The 19,098-nt window shown below is 63.8% G+C and carries 15 protein-coding genes; 12 read left to right on the top strand and 3 right to left on the bottom strand.

Annotation, left to right across the window (positions count from 1 at the left end; genetic code table 11):
* Nucleotides 1-28: 28 nt before the first annotated feature.
* Together pknB and JOD47_RS15020 are read right to left on the bottom strand one after the other, a co-directional pair.
* Nucleotides 29-2,134, bottom strand: coding sequence for a Stk1 family PASTA domain-containing Ser/Thr kinase (gene pknB / locus JOD47_RS15015; protein WP_204535469.1), 2,106 nt, complete (start codon nucleotides 2,132-2,134; stop codon nucleotides 29-31).
* 92 nt (nucleotides 2,135-2,226) lie between these two features.
* A complete protein-coding gene (locus tag JOD47_RS15020) occupies nucleotides 2,227-3,804 on the bottom strand; it encodes a lytic transglycosylase domain-containing protein (RefSeq protein ID WP_204535471.1) in 1,578 nt (525 codons plus the stop codon).
* A gap of 270 nt (nucleotides 3,805-4,074) precedes the next feature.
* Between JOD47_RS15020 and JOD47_RS15025 the strand changes: the two genes are divergently transcribed.
* Nucleotides 4,075-4,428 carry an Rv2175c family DNA-binding protein gene (locus JOD47_RS15025; RefSeq protein WP_204535473.1) on the top strand — a complete coding sequence of 118 codons (354 nt, stop codon included), beginning with the start codon at nucleotides 4,075-4,077 and terminating at the stop codon, nucleotides 4,426-4,428.
* Nucleotides 4,429-4,437: 9 nt separating this feature from the next.
* Here the strand turns inward: JOD47_RS15025 and JOD47_RS15030 are convergent, their stop codons facing one another.
* The gene (locus tag JOD47_RS15030) at nucleotides 4,438-5,547 is read right to left on the bottom strand and encodes a polyprenyl synthetase family protein (RefSeq protein ID WP_204535475.1); all 1,110 of its coding nucleotides are present in this window, start codon (nucleotides 5,545-5,547) and stop codon (nucleotides 4,438-4,440) included.
* Nucleotides 5,548-5,639: 92 nt separating this feature from the next.
* Here JOD47_RS15030 and dinB point away from each other — a divergent pair, with 92 nt between their 5' ends.
* The 11 genes from dinB (at nucleotide 5,640) to ftsW (ending at nucleotide 19,086) form a co-directional block, all read left to right on the top strand.
* Complete coding sequence (gene dinB, locus JOD47_RS15035; RefSeq protein ID WP_204535477.1) at nucleotides 5,640-6,878, top strand: DNA polymerase IV; 1,239 nt, start codon at nucleotides 5,640-5,642, stop codon at nucleotides 6,876-6,878.
* A gap of 216 nt (nucleotides 6,879-7,094) precedes the next feature.
* Nucleotides 7,095-7,472: an SCO2097 family morphological protein gene (locus JOD47_RS15040; RefSeq protein ID WP_204535479.1), complete on the top strand. Its 378-nt coding sequence runs from the start codon at nucleotides 7,095-7,097 to the stop codon at nucleotides 7,470-7,472.
* A gap of 281 nt (nucleotides 7,473-7,753) precedes the next feature.
* Nucleotides 7,754-8,185 (top strand): division/cell wall cluster transcriptional repressor MraZ, encoded by a 432-nt coding sequence (mraZ, locus tag JOD47_RS15045; protein WP_204535481.1) that lies wholly within the window; start codon nucleotides 7,754-7,756, stop codon nucleotides 8,183-8,185.
* A gap of 221 nt (nucleotides 8,186-8,406) precedes the next feature.
* Nucleotides 8,407-9,399 (top strand): 16S rRNA (cytosine(1402)-N(4))-methyltransferase RsmH, encoded by a 993-nt coding sequence (gene rsmH / locus JOD47_RS15050; protein WP_204535483.1) that lies wholly within the window; start codon nucleotides 8,407-8,409, stop codon nucleotides 9,397-9,399.
* A complete protein-coding gene (gene ftsL / locus JOD47_RS15055) occupies nucleotides 9,396-10,043 on the top strand; it encodes a cell division protein FtsL (RefSeq protein WP_239548126.1) in 648 nt (215 codons plus the stop codon). Before rsmH ends, ftsL begins: the two co-directional genes overlap by 4 nt.
* Before the next feature lie 35 nt (nucleotides 10,044-10,078).
* Entirely contained in the window at nucleotides 10,079-11,869 is a 1,791-nt protein-coding gene (locus JOD47_RS15060) for a peptidoglycan D,D-transpeptidase FtsI family protein (protein WP_307836327.1), read from the top strand.
* A gap of 50 nt (nucleotides 11,870-11,919) precedes the next feature.
* Nucleotides 11,920-13,521 carry a UDP-N-acetylmuramoyl-L-alanyl-D-glutamate--2,6-diaminopimelate ligase gene (locus JOD47_RS15065; protein ID WP_204536787.1) on the top strand — a complete coding sequence of 534 codons (1,602 nt, stop codon included), beginning with the start codon at nucleotides 11,920-11,922 and terminating at the stop codon, nucleotides 13,519-13,521.
* A gap of 6 nt (nucleotides 13,522-13,527) precedes the next feature.
* The gene (locus tag JOD47_RS15070; RefSeq protein WP_204535486.1) at nucleotides 13,528-15,051 is read left to right on the top strand and encodes a UDP-N-acetylmuramoyl-tripeptide--D-alanyl-D-alanine ligase; all 1,524 of its coding nucleotides are present in this window, start codon (nucleotides 13,528-13,530) and stop codon (nucleotides 15,049-15,051) included.
* The gene (mraY, locus tag JOD47_RS15075) at nucleotides 15,048-16,151 is read left to right on the top strand and encodes a phospho-N-acetylmuramoyl-pentapeptide-transferase (protein ID WP_204535488.1); all 1,104 of its coding nucleotides are present in this window, start codon (nucleotides 15,048-15,050) and stop codon (nucleotides 16,149-16,151) included. Before JOD47_RS15070 ends, mraY begins: the two co-directional genes overlap by 4 nt.
* A complete protein-coding gene (murD, locus tag JOD47_RS15080) occupies nucleotides 16,133-17,713 on the top strand; it encodes a UDP-N-acetylmuramoyl-L-alanine--D-glutamate ligase (RefSeq protein ID WP_204535490.1) in 1,581 nt (526 codons plus the stop codon). Before mraY ends, murD begins: the two co-directional genes overlap by 19 nt.
* Nucleotides 17,713-19,086: a putative lipid II flippase FtsW gene (ftsW, locus tag JOD47_RS15085; RefSeq protein WP_204535491.1), complete on the top strand. Its 1,374-nt coding sequence runs from the start codon at nucleotides 17,713-17,715 to the stop codon at nucleotides 19,084-19,086. Before murD ends, ftsW begins: the two co-directional genes overlap by 1 nt.
* Nucleotides 19,087-19,098: the final 12 nt, after the last annotated feature.

The raw sequence follows: 19,098 nt of genomic DNA on the forward strand, positions 1-19,098 counted from the left end.
GGCAGCTACCTCCGCCGGCGCTTCGTTCTCACGTCACGGTGATGGTGACCGTTGATCCTTCCGGATGCTCGCCCGTGAGGTCCTGCCCGGCTACGAGGCCGAGCACAGAGCGGCCGAAGGCGTAGTTCACTTCAACGGTGAATCCAGCCTCTTCCAGGGTGGCGATGGCTTCTGCCTCAGGGTCGGAAAATACATCTGGGACGGGAATGATCCGCGGTCCGTCGGAGAGGGTCAGCGTGACTGTTTCGCCGGGACGCAGCTGCCCTTCAGCCGGGCTCTGGGCAAGGACGGAGCCCGCCGGTACGTCGAGGTCGTTGACCGGCGCAGCTGCGATCACCGGACTCAGGCCGGCGTCCTCCAGGATGTTGAGCGCCTCTTCCTCCGGCAGACCTACAACGGAAGGAACTGCGACCGGCTCCGGTCCCTGCGAGACCGTCAGGCTCACGGGCGTAGCCGCGGGAACGTCTTCGCCTGCTGCCGGAGTGGTCGCAATCACCACACCATCGCTGACGGTGTCGCTGAACTGGGGTGTCACTTCTCCGACCTCAAAACCGGCGGCTACCAGCGTAGCCGCCGCTGTTGCCTCGGCGAGACCGGCAACCTCGGGAATCGCGAAAAGTTCGGGCCCCAGCGACACCAGGAGTTGAATCTCTTCCCAGGGCCTGACCGTGGTGGAGGCCTGCGGATCACTGGTGATCACAAGGCCCTCCGCGACTGAATCGGAATAAGACTGCTCTGCGCTCGATGACAGTCCGGCTTGAGTGAGCAAGGCCTGTGCAGCGCTCACGGATCGGCTGGACACATCCGGAACGGCCACCAGCGCACCCGGGCCCACACCGAAGAACCAGCCGGCCACTGCGGCCAGCGCTGCGAGGACTGCGAGCAGGAGGATCAGTAAGGCGTTCCTGCGGCGGGCATTGCCCGGCCGGAGGGACTTTGCCGGGCGCTGTACAGCTCTTGCCTGCTCTTTCCGGTAGGCCTTGAAGTCCCTGGCGGCAATCTTCTCGCGAGTGGCTGGGTCGGGTTGCCGCTCCGGCGCTGATCGCGCAACCGGGGTGGAGCCAAGAACGGTGGTCGGGTGGGAGCCATTCCCCAGCACTGTTGTCGGAGAGTCCGTAGCGCCGAAGACTTCTGTGGGGTGCGGATGCGATCCCACTACCTCCGTGGGGGAGTAGGCTGCGCCGATGACTTCCGTGCGTTCGGCACGGTCAGATGCTCCTGCGTCTTCCCCTCGCGGCGCGGAGACGGGTCGGTGGTCGCTGCCGAGATCAAGCTCTTCGTCCCTCAGGGTGGTGCGGATGTGTCGCAGTTCGCCGAGGAGGGCATTGCCGTCGATAGGGCGTTCCTCCGGATCGACCGCGGTGCACCACAGCACCAGTTCGTCGAGGTCCTCAGCCAGTCCGGGCACGATCGTGGAGGGTGCGGGAACCCGAGAGTTAACGTGCTGAAATGCGACCTGGATAGGCGCTTCACCGGAATACGGCTGCCTGCCCGTGAGGAGTTCGAACAGCACGATGCCGGCTGAATAGATGTCGCTGCGAGCGTCCGCGGCGCCGCCTGTTACCAGCTCCGGTGGGAAGTAGGCCGCGGTACCCACAAGCGTTCCGGTGTGGGTTGCTGCCGAGACCGCGCGGGCAAGCCCGAAATCTGCAATCTTGATGCCGCCGCGTTCGGCCAGCAGTACGTTCTCCGGCTTGACATCCCGGTGGATGAGCCCGGCATCATGTGCCGCACCCAGCCCCTCAACTACCGGGTCAAGGACCGCGAGGGCCTGGCGGGGTGTGAGTCGTCCGCGTTCGATGAGGAGGTCCCGGAGAGTTTTTCCCGGAACGTACTCCATCACCAGGTAGGCGATGCTGCGCTCCGGTCCGTCCTCCACACCCTGATCCAGCACCCCCACTACATGTGGGTGCGAAAGCCTGGCCGCGGACTTGGCCTCGCGCTCGAACCGTTCAAGGAAGCGCTCGTCCTCGGCGAGGTGCGGGTAGAGAACCTTCAGTGCAACGTCGCGTTCCAGGCGTTCGTCGGTGGCAAGATAGACCGTCGACATCCCGCCGCTCGCAAGCCGCGAACGGACGTGGTAGCGCCCGTCCACAACGGTGTCCACCAGTGAGTCCTTCGGCCGCTCCCGCACCCTTCGATACTAAGTGAAACAGCGGCCGACGCCCGCACCAACACAGGTCGGTGGGGTGTCGGCCGCTGTAGGAGCACAGCCGGTGGGAAGGTCTACCGGAAGTTCTTCTGGTGCGCCTTGATCGCAGCCACGTAGTTCTTGGTGTCAGCGAACATGCCGTGGGTTTTCACTGAATACTGGCCCTGGTAGTAGGACGCGATAGCCGTATCCAGGTTCGGGCTGGTACGGATAAGCGCCTTGATGATCGCCACGCCTGCAGTCGCATTGTCGTAGGGATCCAGCAGATTCAGCTTCCGGCCGACGAGGTCGGAGGCCCACCCGCCGGACATCGGGATGACCTGCATGGCACCGATGGCGTTTGCCGGTGAGACAGCCCGCTGATTGAACCCCGACTCCTGGTAGGAGAAGGCGAGCGCCAGACTCGGATCCACGCCCATCTTCCGTGCAGTGTCCGCGACGATCGCTTTCATCTGGGCCTGCGAGGGAACCGGCAGGCCGTTCAGTGTGTGCTTGTTCTTGTTGGCTTCCGCCACCACTGCATCCGGGTAGGTGTAGTGGAGGAAGGTCGACGGAACGAGGTCGGCGGGCTTCTGCTCCGGCGCAGCCTTCGAGCCGCCGGGGATCGTGAGCTTCTTGCCCGGGTGGATGATGGTGGTCGCGCTCAGCTTGTTGGCGGACAGCAGCGCGCTGAGGCTGACTCCATGCCTGGCGGCGATGGCACCGAGTGTATCGCCCGCCTTGATGGAGTAAGTACCGCTGGTCGTTGGGCCGGACGGCTTCGGTGCGGCGGGCTTTGGCGCCGCGGGCTTCGGGCTCGTCTGTACAGCCACGCTTGATCCGCCGCCCAGCTTGATCTTCTGGCCCGGGTGGATGACCGAGTTCATGGAGAGCCCGTTTGCCGAGAGCACAGAACCCAGACTCACATTGTGGCGCGCAGCGATTGCGCCCAGGGTGTCGCCTGGCTTCACGACATACGCTGCTCCGGAAGCCGAGGCTGCCGGCTTGGGCGCTGCAGCTTCTGGCGCCGGCGCGGAAGCTGTCGATGAGCCTGAGAGCTTGATCTTCTGGCCGGGATGGATGATTGAGGTCATCGACAACCCGTTTGCCTTCAGGACGGACGGGAGGCTGATGCCGTGGCGGGCTGCAATTGCGCCCAGCGTATCTCCGGACTTCACGGTGTACGTTGCGGAGGATTGCTGTTTGGCGGGAGCAGCCTGCTTTGCGGGAGCAGCAGATCCCGATGAACCCGACAGCTTGATCTTCTGGCCCGGGTGGATGATGGAGTTGACCTTCAGCCCGTTCGCCTTGAGGACTGTGTGCATGCTCAACCCGTGGCGGATTGCGATGCCGCTGATGGTGTCTCCCGCACGGACTACGTAGGTTGTGGGGCTGCTCTGCATGGGAGCGATCCGCGGTACCTGCGTTGCCACCAGGGCTGCGGGGATCATCGCGGAAACCGGACCTGCAGCAGCCGGCATGGTCTTCAACGGCTGGTAGGCGGTATGGCCCGGCGCCGGTGCGGCGGCCGCGGGTGCCGCAAGTGCAAGCGAGGAAAGAACGACGGCGGGTATCGCCGCAGAGGATACTGCGATCCCTATTCCGCGGTTCCTGAAAGGCGTGGTGCAGGCGGCTGGCACGTTCAGCGGCGATGACGGGCGCTGGGCGGTCATGGTCTGTCCTCATCTGTGATGGCGGGCTGGCCCGCGTGGCAGGGCAAGGAGCGCCAGCCGATGCCGCCGTGATCCCCGAACCCCATGGTGCAGTTGATACACAAGTTGTTACTGTTACTCGTGTGACTTATGTGAATCTACACCATGAGCCACTTACCACAACAGTTCATAAAGTCTCAGTATTTGCGCAGTTTTGGCGTGTCGGTGACTTGACCGGAAGGACGGCTGCCGAGTGGAGTTGAGGCAGCAGGGCATGGCACGCTTAAGGGCGTGAATACACTGGAGAACCTCGTGGGCAACTGGCTCACCCTTCCCGATGTCGCGGAAGCGCTCGATCTGTCCATTACCAAGGTCCATGGACTCATCAACGAACGGGCGCTGGTATCGATACGCGTCACTGATCGCGGAATCCGGTCGGTGCCCGCAGAATTCATCGCTGACGGGCACGTCCTCGACAGCCTCAAGGGAACAGTCGTTGTCCTTGGCGACTCGGGGTTCTCGGATGAAGAGATCATTCGTTGGCTCTTCACGGAAGACGAGTCCCTGCCCGGCAGGCCCGTGGACGCGCTGAAGGCGGGGCGCAAGACCGAGATCCGTCGACGTGCGCAATCCATGGCGTGGTAGCCGCCGTCTTCAGGCAACCCGGGTAATAGCGGCTTCCGCAAGAACGGAGAGCGCGTCCCTGCATAACGGATCCAGGGGGAGCGCCTCCAGTGCTTTGTGGCTCGTGTGGGCGCGTTCAGCTATCAGCGCTTCGACCTCATCACGGGCACCTGTTGCATCGATAATGCGCTGCAGGTGCAAAATTTCGTCCTGCCCCAGGCCCTCGCGGCCAAGACCGGAGTTGAGGGCCAGGGCTTGATCTGCAGTGCCGGCATGCAGCGCCTTGGCAATCAGTACCGTTCGCTTTCCCTCCCGCAGGTCATCACCGGCGGGCTTGCCGGTAAGCGCGGGGTCCCCATAGACCCCCAGGAGGTCGTCTCGGAGCTGGAACGCCTCTCCGAGGGGGAGTGCGAAGTCGGAGTAGCCGGCAAGCAACGACGGCGGTGCTCCCGCGAGAGCGCCGCCAATGCACAGCGGGTGCTCCGTGGAGTATTTGGCGGACTTGAAGCGCACGATGCTGAGCGCCCGCTGAGCCGCAACTTCCGGCTGCCGATCCGGCCCGATCGCTTCCTCCAGGAGGTCCAGATACTGGCCGGCCATGACTTCCGTGCGCATTCTGTTGAAGATCGCGCGGGCAGACGCGACCCGGTCCGGCGCCGCGGCGATCGAAGCGAATGCTTCCTCGCTGAGGGACAGGCACAGGTCACCCGCAAGAATCGCGGCTCCGGTTCCGAAATGTTCCCCATCCAGGTGCCAGCCGCCGTCGTCATGACGGCGCTCGAATTGCTTGTGCACGCTGGGGGCTCCGCGCCTGAGGTCCGATCGGTCGATGATGTCGTCATGGACGAGGGCGGCGGCCTGAAACAGTTCCAGCGACATACCCGCAATGACGACGCCGGCGTCATCCGCTGCCCCGCCCGCGCCTCGCCAGCCCCAGTAGCACAGCAGCGGACGCATCTTTTTGCCGCCGGCCGCCAGCCGCTCTATCGCATCGACAAGGACTGTGCTGTCGGTCGACACCGTCTCAAGGATGGATCGCTGCGCTGAGAGGAAGCGGGAGGTAGCTTCGGTAAGCGACTTCCTGAAGCGATGCTGCTCGTCCTGCATGGGCGTGGAAAGAGCAGGGATACCGTCAGTCATAGGCCAAGTCTAGGTGCTGGCTGTGGGAGGAAGCTGGCTCCCGGCGCGTCCGCCCAACGGCTCCGGGAGCACACGGCAGTAGGATGGATTGCATGCCCGTCCGTTCCGACCTCGCGGGAATCGAGGACGCGGATTGCACAATCCTCCACGTTGACATGGACGCCTTTTATGTCTCGGTGGAGTTGCTTTCACGCCCTGAGCTGCAGGGGAAGGCCGTCATTGCCGGATCCCCGTCAGGCCGGTCGGTAGTGCTGTCGGCCTCCTATGAAGCACGGAGGTTCGGGGTGCGGTCCGCTATGCCCATGGCCAACGCCATGCGGCTCTGTCCTCACGCCGTTGTCCTCGAACCGCATCACCACCTCTATGCCGAGGTGTCGGCGTCCATCATGGAAATTTTCGGTGCCGTCACGCCGATGGTCGAACAGTTGAGTGTCGATGAGGCTTTCCTCGACATTGCCGGATCCATCCGCAGACTGGGGTCGCCCAGGACGATCGGCGAGTTGATCCGGACAACGATCCACCGGGAGCTTGGAATAACTGCCAGCGTGGGTATCGCCTCCACCAAGTTTGTTGCAAAGATCGCTTCCACGCGCGCAAAGCCAGACGGTCTGCTTTTGATTCCGGCAGCACGAACAGTGGAGTATCTCCACACCCTTCCGGTTTCGGCACTCTGGGGCGTGGGTGCGAAAACCCAGGAGGTGCTTGCGCGGTTGGGGATCCGGACCGTCGAGGATGTCGCCCGTACTCCCGTATCGGTTCTGCAGCGGACTCTCGGGGCCACCGGTGCTCACGTCCACCGGCTCGCCTGGGGGAAGGACCCCCGTCCGGTGACCGTGAGCAGGCAGGAAAAGAGCATCGGTGCCGAGGAAACCTTTGCAACAGATGTCGACGACGACGACCTCCTTCGAGCGGAACTGCTTCGCCTTGCGCATCGCACGGCCACCCGTCTTCGTTCCGCAGGGCTGCAGACGGGAGGGGTGTCGCTGAAGCTTCGCTACGCCGACTTCTCCACCCTGACCCGGTCACGACGCCTCCCCGAACCGGCTGACAGCGCTCACGCGCTGTATTCGGCGGCGTGTCAGCTCCTCGAATCGTTGGGTGCGCGTCCGCTGAGCGTTCGGCTCATCGGGATCCGGGCGGAGCGGCTCGAAGGTGCCGCAGGCAGTTCCCACCAGCTGACCATTGACCGCCAGGATGACAATTGGCGCCTCGCAGAGCAGGCCCTCGACAAAGTGAACGGTAAATTCGGAGCTTCGATGGTCCTCCCCGCGCGGCTGCTGAAGTCTCCGTCCGATACAAGGAACGGGCGCCCTCCGAATGGGCAGCCGTGACGCTGGGAAACCGGCGAGCGGTGGCCGGCCGGCCGCTGACCGTGGCTTTCCCTTCGCGTGAATGCAAACTATCCTTAGCAGTAGGGATCAATTAGGCGTTGACCCACTCAGATCAGCATGCTGCCGCGCATCGCGGCCGCAGCGGCCGGGAACCAGTTCACGGCTGAACTCGTTGTTGGGTTTGAGGGATTCGGTATAAGTAGCAAGGAGGCAGTGATGGCACTCTCGGAACACGAGCAGCGGCTGCTTGACCAGTTGGAACAACAGCTTCATGCCGACGATCCCAAGTTTGCCCACTCCATGGCGTCGAACACCGGTCGCTCGATGTCCACTCGCCGCATCGTGCTTGGATCGCTTGTGACCGTCGCCGGCCTGGCGGTCCTGCTTCTGGGCATTTGGAATCAGTTCATTCCGGTAGGAGTGGCGGGTTTCCTCATCATGGGTGCCGGCGTCTACTACGCCACCACGAGGTCCAAGCTGGACGGCGCGGCGCCCGGTGCGGGCAGGTCAGCAAAGGCCTCCAGTTCTCCGCGCGGCAGTTTCCTGAGCAGTCTCGAAGAAAAGTGGGACGAGCGCAAACGGGATCAACCGTAAGCCCCACTTCCTCCACTTTCCCCCACAGGGTCAGCCGAAAGGCTGGCCCTGTGGCATTTAAACGTGACGTGGTGCGGTGCGTCAGATCCACAAGTCCTGTTGGCCGCGATTTCCCTCCACTCTGCACCACACGCCAACACCGCCTTATTGGGGGGGTTTTTCCGACCAGCGAGTCGCGAAACACGCGTCGGATGATTGACGGGGGAGGATTGTGGAGTAAAGTGGAGGTCATAGGAGCGTAGTGGTAGCGCTTGGCTCTCGGGGCGGATCGGCGGTGACGAATGTTCCTCGGAACACACTCGCCGCGGTTGGACGAGAAGGGTCGGTTGATCCTTCCGGCGAAGTTCCGCGATGAGCTGAGCGACGGCTTGGTTTTGACTCGAGGGCAGGAGCGCTGCATTTACGTTTTCAGCCAGCGGGAGTTCGGGAAGGTCCATGAGCAGATGCGTGAGGCGCCGATCTCATCACGTCAGTCAAGGGACTACATCCGGGTATTTCTATCGGGCGCCTCGGATGAGGTGCCGGACAAGCAGGGCAGGGTCACCATCCCGTCAATACTGCGTACCTATGCCGGGCTGGACCGGGAGCTTGCAGTGATTGGCGCAGGAAACCGCGCCGAGATCTGGGATGCAACCGCCTGGAACGACTATCTCGAAGAGAAGGAAACCGCCTTCTCTGAAACTGACGAAGATGCACTGCCGGGAATCATCTGACGGTCGCTGCAAAGCTACGAGAAACAGAGCAGTACAGCAAGACGGAGTTGCCCGAGGATCTTCGATGAGACCTCCAGCCGCCCAGCGGCCGACTACCTGGATCACCTTCCCCGGAGCCAGGCAGACGGAAGCCCGGAGCGGATGGGGATCTGATTGAAGAACCACGGCAACCGATTCACGCAGGCGGCAGCCGGAACGAAACAGCAGGAAGGAGCGGGCGTATGGGGGAGGAGCGTCCCACCCAGGAACGGCATACCCCCGTTCTGCTGGATCGATGCATCAACCTCCTCGCTCCCGCAATCGAAGCTGCCGGTGAGGGAGCCGTCGTCGTTGATGCGACCCTCGGCATGGGGGGTCACTCCGAGGCGCTGCTCCAGCGGTTCAGTGGGCTTCATCTCGTGGGAATAGACCGCGATCGTCAGGCACTGCGGCTTGCCGGAGAGCGGCTGGCACCGCATCAGAACCGTACTGACCTCGTGCATGCGGTCTACGACCAAATCCCTTCTGTCCTCGAGGACCTCGGTATCGGCCAGGTTCACGGCGTGCTCTTCGACCTCGGCGTCTCGTCCCTTCAACTGGACGAGCGCGACCGCGGATTCGCCTACTCCTACGACGCCCCCCTCGACATGAGGATGGATACGAGCGCCGGGCAGAGCGCCGCGGACGTCGTCAACACCTACTCCGAGGATGAACTGCGCCGAATCATCCGTACCTGGGGCGAGGAGAAGTTTGCAGGACGGATAGCGTCAGGAATCGTCTCGACACGGCAAGCCAGGCCATTCGCCACGACCGGTGAGCTGGTTGACGCAATCCGCGCGGTTGTACCCGCCGGAGCTGCCAGGACCGGCGGCCATCCCGCGAAACGTACCTTTCAGGCACTGCGTATCGAGGTCAATGAAGAGCTCTCAGTACTGACACGCGCAATTCCGGCCGCGCTCGGATCGACGGGCGTGCAGGGAAGGGTGGTCGTGATGTCCTACCACTCCCTCGAGGACAAGATCGTGAAAGCTGCGTTCACCGCGGGAACACGCTCGTCCGCGCCCGTCGGATTCCCCGTGGAGCTCGAGGAGCACAAGCCCTACCTCAGGACACTCACAAAGGGTACGGAGGCTCCTACCGACCAGGAGATCGCCGACAACCCGCGAGCCGCTTCGGCGAAACTCAGGGCAGTGGAACGCACCAGATCCAGCACAACAGACAGGAACGCGAGATGAGCCAATCAGTGCAGCAAAGGCCGTCTGTGCGTCACAGCGCTCACGCGACGGCCGGCGCAGTAGCCGGAAACACCGCCCGCGCGCTGCAGCACCCGGCAGTGTCCAGTCCCGGCACGCAACCGGGAAGGGAACGACGCCGGACCCCCCTTTCGGTGGTCCCCGCCGCACCCACACGGGGGCGGGTCCCCTTCGCTGTGTTTTCCATGGTCGCGCTGATTGCAGCCCTGGTAGTGGTTCTCATGCTGAACATCTCCGTCTCGAGCAGCCAGTACAAGCTGGTCTCGCTGCGCGGCGAGGAAGTAGCACTGGCCGAGCGGAACCAGGCACTCACGCAGCAGTTGGAGAACCTCAGGGCACCCCAGAATCTCGCAACAGCGGCGCACGAACTCGACATGGTTGCCTCCCCGACATTCGGAACCATTGATGTAAATTCGGTGGCAGTTACCGGAAGCCCGGAGCCAGCCAAGGAGTCGGATGCACCGCCAGTTCTTGTACCCGCACCCGCTGTGAACGTGCCCAGCCAGGTCGAAGCGCCTGCCGCTCCGAGTGAGCCGGTGGAGCCCGCCGCCCCGGCCGACGCTCCGGTTGCGCCCGCCGGCGACGGGACAATACCCGCACCGGCCCAGGCCGCGCCCGGACAGTAAGAGACCGCAGTACACCAACGCAGCGAGGAACCACGGTGGCACCAGCCGACAATCCCAAGCATGAAACATTACGGGTAGCGCTCGGAGCCGCGAGGCTCCGGGTCGGGCTAGCGTTCGTCCTGATTCTGCTGCTGGTCCTTGGTGTCCGCCTCTTCCAGGTCCAGGGCCTCGACCTCGGCGGAATGGCACAGGTCGGGTTGAACAAGCGGCTCGTCACCCAGCAGGTGCCTGCGCTCAGGGGCAGCGTCCTGGACGACGAGGGCAACGAGCTGGCGCACACCGTGCAGCGCTTCGACATCGTGGTTGACCAGAGGCTCAGCGGTGGTGAAACGTTTGACCGGTACAACCCGGAGACGGATGAGCGCATTGAAGACATTCCCATGGAGCAGGGTTTCGAGGAGCTCTCCGCAATCCTCGGGCAGGACGCGGGGACGCTCAAATCTTCCATCCTGGGAGACGCCTCGTTCGCCTTCGTAGCGCGTTCGGTGACGCCCGAGGTCAGAAACCAGGTGCTCGCCGTCGGAATGCCGGGAGTCTATGCCGATCCCACGACACTGCGTACCTACCCGTCGGGAGCAGTTGCAGGCTCAATCCTTGGGTTCATGAGCGGCGACGGACGGGCCCTGAGCGGAATCGAACTCACGCAGGAAGAACAGCTGACCGGGACACCGGGCAGCCGCACCTTCGAAATCGGGGGCGACGGCATCCGCATACCGTACGCAACCAACGAGGACGTACCCGCACAGGACGGTCAATCCGTGCGCCTGACCATCGACCAGGACCTCCAGTACTTTGCGCAGCAGACCATCGCCGCGCAGGTCGAGGACTACAACGCCGAATGGGGCAACATCGTTGTCGTGGAGGCCAAGACGGGTGCCATCAAGGCGATGGCCGAGTCAACCACTCCGGACCCCAATGACTATGCGGCGACTGATCCCGAGTTCTGGAAGCCCCTGTCCGTCACCGCGTCGTTTGAGCCGGGCTCTACGACCAAGCTGATCACCATGGCCGCGGCGCTTGAGGAGGGTATCATCGAACCGACCAGCAGGTTCGAAACACCGCCCACCTATACGGTAGACGGCCAGACCTTCAAGGACGCGTTCGAGCACGGGACGGAGAAGCGCACAGCGGCGGGCATCTTCGCCAAGTCGATGAATACCGGGACGGTCATGATCGGTGAGCAGCTGAGCAACCAGCAGCGTTATGACTGGCTGCGGAAGTTCGGCATCGGCGAACCGCTCAACGTGGGCCTCAACGGTGAGACGTCAGGCATCCTGCCGACCCCCGACACCTGGGATGAACGCCAGCAGTACACCGTCCTCTTCGGTCAGGGACTCGCACAGACTGCTCTGCATACCGCCATGGTGTACCAGGCCGTCGCCAATGACGGCGTCCGCCTGCAGCCGCGCCTCATCGACGCTTACATCGATGCCGACGGCACGGAGCACGCTGTTCCTCAGGCAGAGGGAACCAGGGTGGTGTCGGAAGACACGGCGGATGAGCTTCACACCATGCTGGAAACCGTCACGGTGGAAGGGTCCGGCGCTTCGGGAGCACTCGAGGAGTACCGGGTGGGTTCCAAAACGGGTACCGCTGAAGCGCCCAGTCCGCAGGGCGGCTATGACGGCTACACTCTCTCCTACGCCGGGATGGCTCCCATGGAGGACCCGCAGTACATCGTCGTCGTGACCCTCCAGCGGCCGCAGGGGGACCTGTACTATCTGGTTCCGGGGGAGTCCTTCCAGAAGGTCATGAAGTATGTTCTGAATTCGAACAACGTCCCGCCCTCGACCGGTAAGCCCGAGACTTACCCGGTCGTGTACTGAACCTCGTAAGCAGGCCCCACGTGTCCACAAATGAAGAGTCCACCGCGCGCATGCGGCCGGACATGGTCGTTGCGCGCACCATGGATGAGGTGCTCGCCGGGCTCCCAGCGGAGCTGGCCCCTGTGCAGCGGGTAGCCACAGATAACGACGGCGGTGTCCCCGCCTCCATTACGGGCGTCACGATTGACTCGCGAGATGTCCGCGCCGGCGACCTGTACATTGCACTTCCGGGCACCGGCCGCCACGGGGCGGATTTCGCAGCACAGGCGGTCGCCGCCGGAGCCGCGGCGGTGCTCACGGACGATCCGGGTGTGGTTGTCGCTCTGTCGGCGCTGGGAGACTCATCTGTTCCGCTGTACCGGGCAACGCCGGTGCGGGATTACGTGGGGCCCCTTGCCGCCGTCGTATTTGATAGCCAGCCTCCCGGCAGCCGTCCCGTTCTCTATGGGGTGACCGGCACCAACGGGAAGACCACCACGACCTACTTCCTCACTGCACTGGAGTCGGCGCTGGGCAGGAGTACCGGGCTGATCGGAACGATCGAGATCCGGGCCGGCGAGACGGTCATTCCGTCTATTTTGACCACCCCTGAGTCACCCCAGGTGCACGGCATCCTGGCGCTGATGAGGGAGCGGGGGATCGAAGCTGCCGCCATGGAGGTCTCCTCGCACTCCATCGAGTACCGTCGTGTCGATGGAGTGAGGTTCGACGTGGCCGGCTTCACCAATCTGACCCAGGACCATTTGGATCTCCACGGAAGCATGGAGGAGTACTTCGCCGCGAAGGCCGCCCTGTTCCGGCCACATCGAACACAGCGCGCTGTTGTCCTGGTTGACGATTCCTGGGGTCGCCGCATCGCCGACGAAGCCGGCGTCACTACGCTCACTGTGTCCGTGACGGGTACGTCGCAGGCGGACTGGAGCGTCTCACAGGTGCAGCGCACCGGCCTTGGGCACACCTTCACCCTCACTGGTCCGCAGGGCGAGCAGTTGCGGCTTCACTGTGGCCTTCCCGGTACCTTCAACGTAGCCAACGCCGCACTGGCTGCGGTGATGGTCCTGGCAACGGGTGTCGAGGTCGACGCCCTGCAGCGTGCCGCGGACGCGCACGATCCGTTCACGACCCAGGTTCCCGGCCGCATGCAGCTGGTCGGTGAGCGTCCCGCCGCCATCGTCGACTTCGCCCATAACCCCGACGCGCTGGCCCTGACGCTCGACTCGGTGCGCGTGCCGGACGCCGGCTCCCGTGTCATCGTCATCTTCGGCGCGACCGGGCAGAGGGACGTGTCCAAGCGCCCGATCATGGGCGCCACGGCAGCCCGGCGGGCCGACGTCGTGATCGTCACCGATGATGATCCCCATGACGAGGATGCGGCAGGCATCCGGTCGGACGTGCTGAAGGGTGCCCGTGCTGCACGGGACAGCGAGAACCTTGCATGCGAGATCATCGAGATTTCCCCGCGTGCCCAGGCTATTGACCGGGCGGTGGCCCTCGCCCGGGAAGGCGATGTGGTCCTCGTCGCCGGGCGCGGCCACGAGGTCTGGCAGGAGGTCAAGGGGGTGAACCTTCCGCTCGATGACCGGGTCGAGCTGAGGGCCGCATTGACACGGCACGGATTCTCTGCGCCTTCCGGCAACAGGATAGAGTCCTAGATCGTCATGATTGAACTCAGCGCAGCCGACATCGCGGCAGTCACCGGCGGAACGCTCTCCCCGTCGGCTCAGGAGACACCCTCCCTGGTGGCCCACTCAGCTACCACGGACTCTCGCGAGAGCCGCCCGGGTGGCCTCTTCATCGCCAAGCCGGGCGAGGCCACAGACGGTCATCACTTCGTCTCCAGTGCCTTCGCCAACGGCGCAGTCCTTGCCCTTGTCGAGCGGGTGATTACTGACGACGACGGCACCGATTTCCCCGCTGTTGTGGTGCCTGATGCTGTGGAAGCAATGGGCCGGCTCGCCGGGGAGGTGGTACGCCGCCTCCGCGCGCACTCGCCGCTGACCGTCATCGGCATCACTGGTTCCGCCGGCAAAACCACCACAAAGGACGTACTGGCGCAGCTGCTCCGCGAGGAGGGCACCACCGTTTCCCCCATCGGCTCGTACAACGGCGAGATCGGGGTTCCGCTGACCGTTTTCTCCGCCGAGTACGGCACCCGCTACCTGGTGATCGAGATGGGCGCGACGGGCGTCGGGCACATCGAGTACCTAGCGTCCATGGTGCAGCCTGACATCGGGATAGTCCTGTGCGTCGGATCCGCGCACGCCGGCGAGTTCGGCGGCGTCGACATGATTGCGACGGCCAAGGGGGAACTTCCACGGTCTCTCGGGTCAGGTGGTGTGGCCATCCTCAACGGTGATGACCGGCGGGTACTGGCGATGGCCGATCAGACACAGGCGCAAACCGTTCTCTTCACCGAGGACTCCACCTTCGACCGCGCGGGCGGCAGCGTCGTCCGGGCTGAGAACGTAACGCTCTCCGTCGAAGGCAATCCATGTTTCACGCTGCTCCTCCCGGACGGCTCTCGCCGAGAGGTGCGGCCGCTGCTGATCGGGCGGCATCATGTCGCAAACCTTCTGGCGGCGGCCTCCGTTGCCTGCGTCCTCGGAATTCCGGGGGAGCGGATCGCATCCGGACTCTGCACTGCGCGGGCGGTCAGCCGGTGGCGCATGGAGCGCACCGACAGGCCGGACGGCGTGACGGTGATCAATGACGCCTACAACGCCAACCCGGAATCAATGCGCGCGGCGCTTGCAACGCTCGCCGAGCTGGGACGCGGCCGGCGCACCTGGGCCGTGCTCGGGGAGATGCTCGAGCTGGGCGAGGATTCCATCACTGCCCATGATGCACTCGGCAGGGTGGTTGTCCGACTCAATATTTCCAAATTGCTGGTTGTCGGAACCGGCGCCAAGGCGCTCCACACCGGAGCAGTGCTGGAAGGATCATGGGGAGATGAAGCGATCTTCGTAGAAGATGTCGCCCAGGCTGAGGAAGTTCTCGATCGAGAGCTGCAGCCGGGTGACCTCGTCCTCGTTAAATCCTCGAATGGCGCCGGGCTCCGCCATCTGGGCGATCGGCTAGCATTAGCGTCAGACGAGTCGTCGGCAGTGCCCGAAGCAGCCCCGGGATCACGGGCTGAATCGAATGGACCCGGTCCAAAGAACCAAGGGGGGCCCTCGCTGTGATTGCGCTGTTGATTGCCTCCGCGTCTGCGCTCCTCCTCGCGCTGGTGGGAACGCCTCTTTTCATCAGGCTTCTTGTACGCAAGAGCTACGGCCAGTTCATCCGCGACGATGGTCCAACTGCCCACCACACAAAGCGCGGCACGCCTACCATGGGCGGCGCTGTCATCGTCGGATCTGTTGTCCTTGCCTACTTCGCCACGCACCTGATCATGATGGCGGCGGGTGGGTCGGACGGTCCGACCGTGTCCGGTCTTCTGCTGCTCATGGTCACCGTCGGCATGGGAGTGGTCGGCTTCTTCGACGACTACATAAAGATTTCGAAGCAGCGCAGCCTGGGGCTCAGCGCACCGGCGAAGATCATCGGGCAAACCCTGGTGGGCGTCCTGTTCGCCGTGCTGGCCCTGAATTTCCCGGATGGAAACGGCCGCACCCCGGCGTCGACTGCAATTTCTTTCGTCAGGGATACGGCCTTCGACCTGACCTTCGCCGGATCGATTCTTGGTGCAATCCTTTTTGTCCTGTGGTCCAATCTCATCATCACGGCCGCCACGAACGGTGTAAATTTGGCGGACGGCCTGGACGGCCTGGCCACCGGTGCGTCGGTCTTTGTCTTCGGCGCCTACATGCTGATGGGTATCTGGCAGTTCAACCAGAGGTGCGCATCACCAGATGTTCCGACCAACATCTGTTATGAGGTACGCGATCCCCTGGACCTCGCGCTGATCGCCGGTGCTATGTGCGGGGCTCTGGTTGGATTCCTCTGGTGGAACACCTCACCGGCCAAAATCTTCATGGGTGACACCGGTTCGCTGGCCATCGGCGGAGCAATTGCCGGCTTCGCTATTCTCTCCCGTACACAGCTTCTCCTGGTGATCATGGCGGGTCTGTTCGTCATGATCACGCTGTCGGTGATCATCCAGGTGGGCTTCTTCAAACTGTCCGGAGGCAAGCGGGTCTTCAAAATGGCACCACTCCAGCATCACTTCGAGCTGAAGGGGTGGCAGGAGGTTACGGTGGTCGTGCGCTTCTGGATCCTTGCCGGGCTGTTCGTGGCTGTTGCGCTTGGTATCTTCTATGCGGAATGGGTTGTACTTCTGTGATCAGTGCGGGTGCAAAAGAGAACCCTGGACGCCTCGAAGACCTGACGTCATGGGACGCCGACTGGACAGGACTACGGGTAGTGGTGACGGGGATCGGCCTGTCCGGCTTCTCTGCCGCCGACACTCTGATCGAACTCGGTGCGCGGGTTGTGGTGTGCGACGCCACGGATTCGGAAGAGAACCGGGCGAAGGCAGACACTCTCCGTATCGTCGGGGCAGTGGATGTCCAGCTCGGGCCCGAGGCCGCTGCTGCACTCCCGCCCGTGGATGGCGAATTGCCCGAGCTGGTGGTGACTTCTCCCGGTTGGCGTCCGGACCAGCCGCTGCTTGCCGCTGCCGCCGCTGCCGGCGTCCCGGTATGGGGCGATGTCGAACTCGCCTGGCGCGTGCGCGTCCGTGAGGGCAGACCCACGGCCGAATGGCTGGCCATCACCGGAACCAATGGCAAGACAACCACGGTCATGTTGGCGGAGTCGATGCTCCGTGCGGCGGGTCTTCGCGCCATCGCCGCCGGAAATGTCGGCATCCCGTTGCTCGACGCCATCCGGGATCCCCAGGGCTATGATGTCGTCGCTGTCGAGCTCTCCAGTTTTCAGCTGCACTGGAGTACCAGCCTCGCTCCGCTCGCGAGTGTCTGCCTCAATCTCGCCGAAGACCACGTGGACTGGCACGGAGGGTTCGAGGCCTACCGCGCGGCCAAGGCAAGGATCTACGAGAACACACGCGTTGCCTGCGTCTACAACGCCGAAGACCTGGCCACCGAGCGGATGGTGGAAGAAGCCGACGTCCAGGAAGGCTGCCGTGCGATCGGCTTCACCACCAACACTCCTGCCATCAGCATGCTGGGGGTTGTGGATGGTCTGCTGGTGGACCGTGCATATATCGAACAGCGAAAGGACTCAGCCGCGGAACTGGCGTCCGTGACGGACCTCGGGGAAGTGGTTCCCCGTCACCTCGTCGCCAACGCCCTGGCGGCGGCCGCCCTGGTGCGGGCAGCGGGGGTCCCGACGGCCGCGGTGCGGGAAGGCGTCCGTAACTACCAGCCTTCCGGGCACCGGATAGAGCTGGTTACGGCACGGGACGGCGTGCTCTGGATCAACGATTCCAAGGCAACCAATCCGCACGCGGCGCACGCGGCCCTGTCCTCCTTCTCCAGCGTCGTCTGGATTGCAGGTGGACTTTCCAAGGGCGTGGACTACAACGACCTGGTCCGGGAGAATTCGGCACGCTTCAAAGCGGCTGTCCTTATCGGCCGCGACAGCTCGGACCTTGCTGCCGCTCTCAGCCGACACGCGCCGGATGTTCCGGTGATCGACCTGGCCGCGGGTCACACTGGTAGGGACGAGTTGCCGTCCCAGCACTCGAGTTCAGACGGCGTCCAGGCCATGCGCGCGGCAGTCGCCGAAGCGCTGCGTATCGCCGTGGACGGCGACACTGTTCTCATGGCGCCGGCAGCAGCGTCGATGGACCAGTTCCCTTCCTACGCCCACCGTGGCGCCGCCTTTATCGAGGCGGTTCGCGGGATTGTGGAGGGGCAGGGATTCACCGCTAAGGAGTTGTAATGGTCAGCACGCCCACCCGGCATCCGCGCCGGAAGCCGGCGGCGCGGCAACCCTCCAGCGGCAGCACAGGCTCGTCACGGGTGAAAGGCCCTCAAAGCCCTCCGGTCGATGCCGGGGCAGAGCGTCCGGACCGCAAGGGCGTCCTCGGAGCATTCGTGCGCCTGTGGCGCTTCCTCGAGGGGTCGGACCGGCAGACGAGCGGCTCCAGCTACTACATGATTCTTGGCGCCACACTGGCGCTGACGGCTATCGGGCTCATGATGGTGCTGTCGGCGTCGTCCGTTGAGTCGATTGCCAACGCAGCATCGACGGTCGAGCCCACTGATGAGGGCGCGATCGTCTTCGACTTCTTTTTCAAGCAGAGCATGTACGCGGTGCTGGGTGTGGTGCTGATGCTCATCCTGTCCAGGCTGGGACCACGGATCTTCAAGTTCCTTGCCTGGCCGGGGCTCGGCGTGGCCATTGTCCTGCTCGTGCTGGTGCTCCTCATCGGCGAGAACATCAACGGGAACCAGAACTGGATCCGGATCGGTAATCAGTCCCTGCAGCCTTCCGAACCCGCGAAGCTCGCACTCGCGCTGTGGTGTGCCACTGTCCTGGAACGCAAACGCGGCCTCATCCGGGACTGGAAGCACGCGCTGATACCAGTGGCGCCGCTCGGCGGAGTCATCCTCCTGCTCGTCATGCTGGGCGGCGACCTGGGTACGGCCATCATCCTCGGCATGATCATGGCCGCCGCTCTGTTCTTCGCAGGCGCGCCGATCAAGCTGTTCACTCTGGTCGGCCTCCTAGGAATTGCCGGCGCTTTTGGTGCCATTCTCCTCAACAGCACCCGAAGTACCCGCATACAGGCCTGGCTCAGATTGAACTGCGAGAGCGCGACCGACCCCTGCTTCCAAACAAACCAGGGACTCTTTGCACTGGCGTCCGGGGGCTGGTGGGGGGTGGGAATAGGCCAGAGTCGGCAAAAGTGGAACTGGATCCCTGAAGCGCACAATGACTTCATCTTCGCCATCATCGGTGAAGAATTCGGGTTGATCGGTACCCTCGTGGTGATCGCGCTGTTCGGAATCCTCGCCGTGGCGACCCTTCGTGTGGCCCGCCGCTACACCGACCCCTTCGTGCGTATCCTCATGGGCTCCATTCTCGTCTGGCTGATCGGCCAGGCCTTTGTGAACATCGGCATGGTGACGGGGGTTCTTCCGGTGATCGGTGTGCCGCTGCCGTTCATCTCCTACGGCGGTTCGGCCCTGACGTTCACGCTTGCCGCCGTCGGGGTGCTCCTCGCCTTTGCGCGGCGGATGCCGCCCGCCGTGCCTCGCACCGCCGGACCGGCCGTCGGCTCCGACCAGACTTCTGCAAGCGCCAAGTGAAAGATCAAGAGA

Source organism: Arthrobacter tumbae (assembly GCF_016907495.1).
Taxonomy (GTDB): domain Bacteria; phylum Actinomycetota; class Actinomycetes; order Actinomycetales; family Micrococcaceae; genus Arthrobacter_D; species Arthrobacter_D tumbae.

Coding starts and splice junctions, on each gene's coding strand:
- JOD47_RS15070 (WP_204535486.1), top strand. CDS start 13,528: ATGATTGAACTCAGCGCAGCCGACATCGCGGCAGTCACCGGCGGAACG.
- JOD47_RS15030 (WP_204535475.1), bottom strand. CDS start 5,547: ATGACTGACGGTATCCCTGCTCTTTCCACGCCCATGCAGGACGAGCAG.
- murD (WP_204535490.1), top strand. CDS start 16,133: ATGGGTTGTACTTCTGTGATCAGTGCGGGTGCAAAAGAGAACCCTGGA.
- JOD47_RS15040 (WP_204535479.1), top strand. CDS start 7,095: ATGGCACTCTCGGAACACGAGCAGCGGCTGCTTGACCAGTTGGAACAA.
- ftsW (WP_204535491.1), top strand. CDS start 17,713: ATGGTCAGCACGCCCACCCGGCATCCGCGCCGGAAGCCGGCGGCGCGG.
- JOD47_RS15065 (WP_204536787.1), top strand. CDS start 11,920: ATGCGGCCGGACATGGTCGTTGCGCGCACCATGGATGAGGTGCTCGCC.
- dinB (WP_204535477.1), top strand. CDS start 5,640: ATGCCCGTCCGTTCCGACCTCGCGGGAATCGAGGACGCGGATTGCACA.
- mraZ (WP_204535481.1), top strand. CDS start 7,754: ATGTTCCTCGGAACACACTCGCCGCGGTTGGACGAGAAGGGTCGGTTG.
- JOD47_RS15020 (WP_204535471.1), bottom strand. CDS start 3,804: ATGACCGCCCAGCGCCCGTCATCGCCGCTGAACGTGCCAGCCGCCTGC.
- rsmH (WP_204535483.1), top strand. CDS start 8,407: ATGGGGGAGGAGCGTCCCACCCAGGAACGGCATACCCCCGTTCTGCTG.
- ftsL (WP_239548126.1), top strand. CDS start 9,396: ATGAGCCAATCAGTGCAGCAAAGGCCGTCTGTGCGTCACAGCGCTCAC.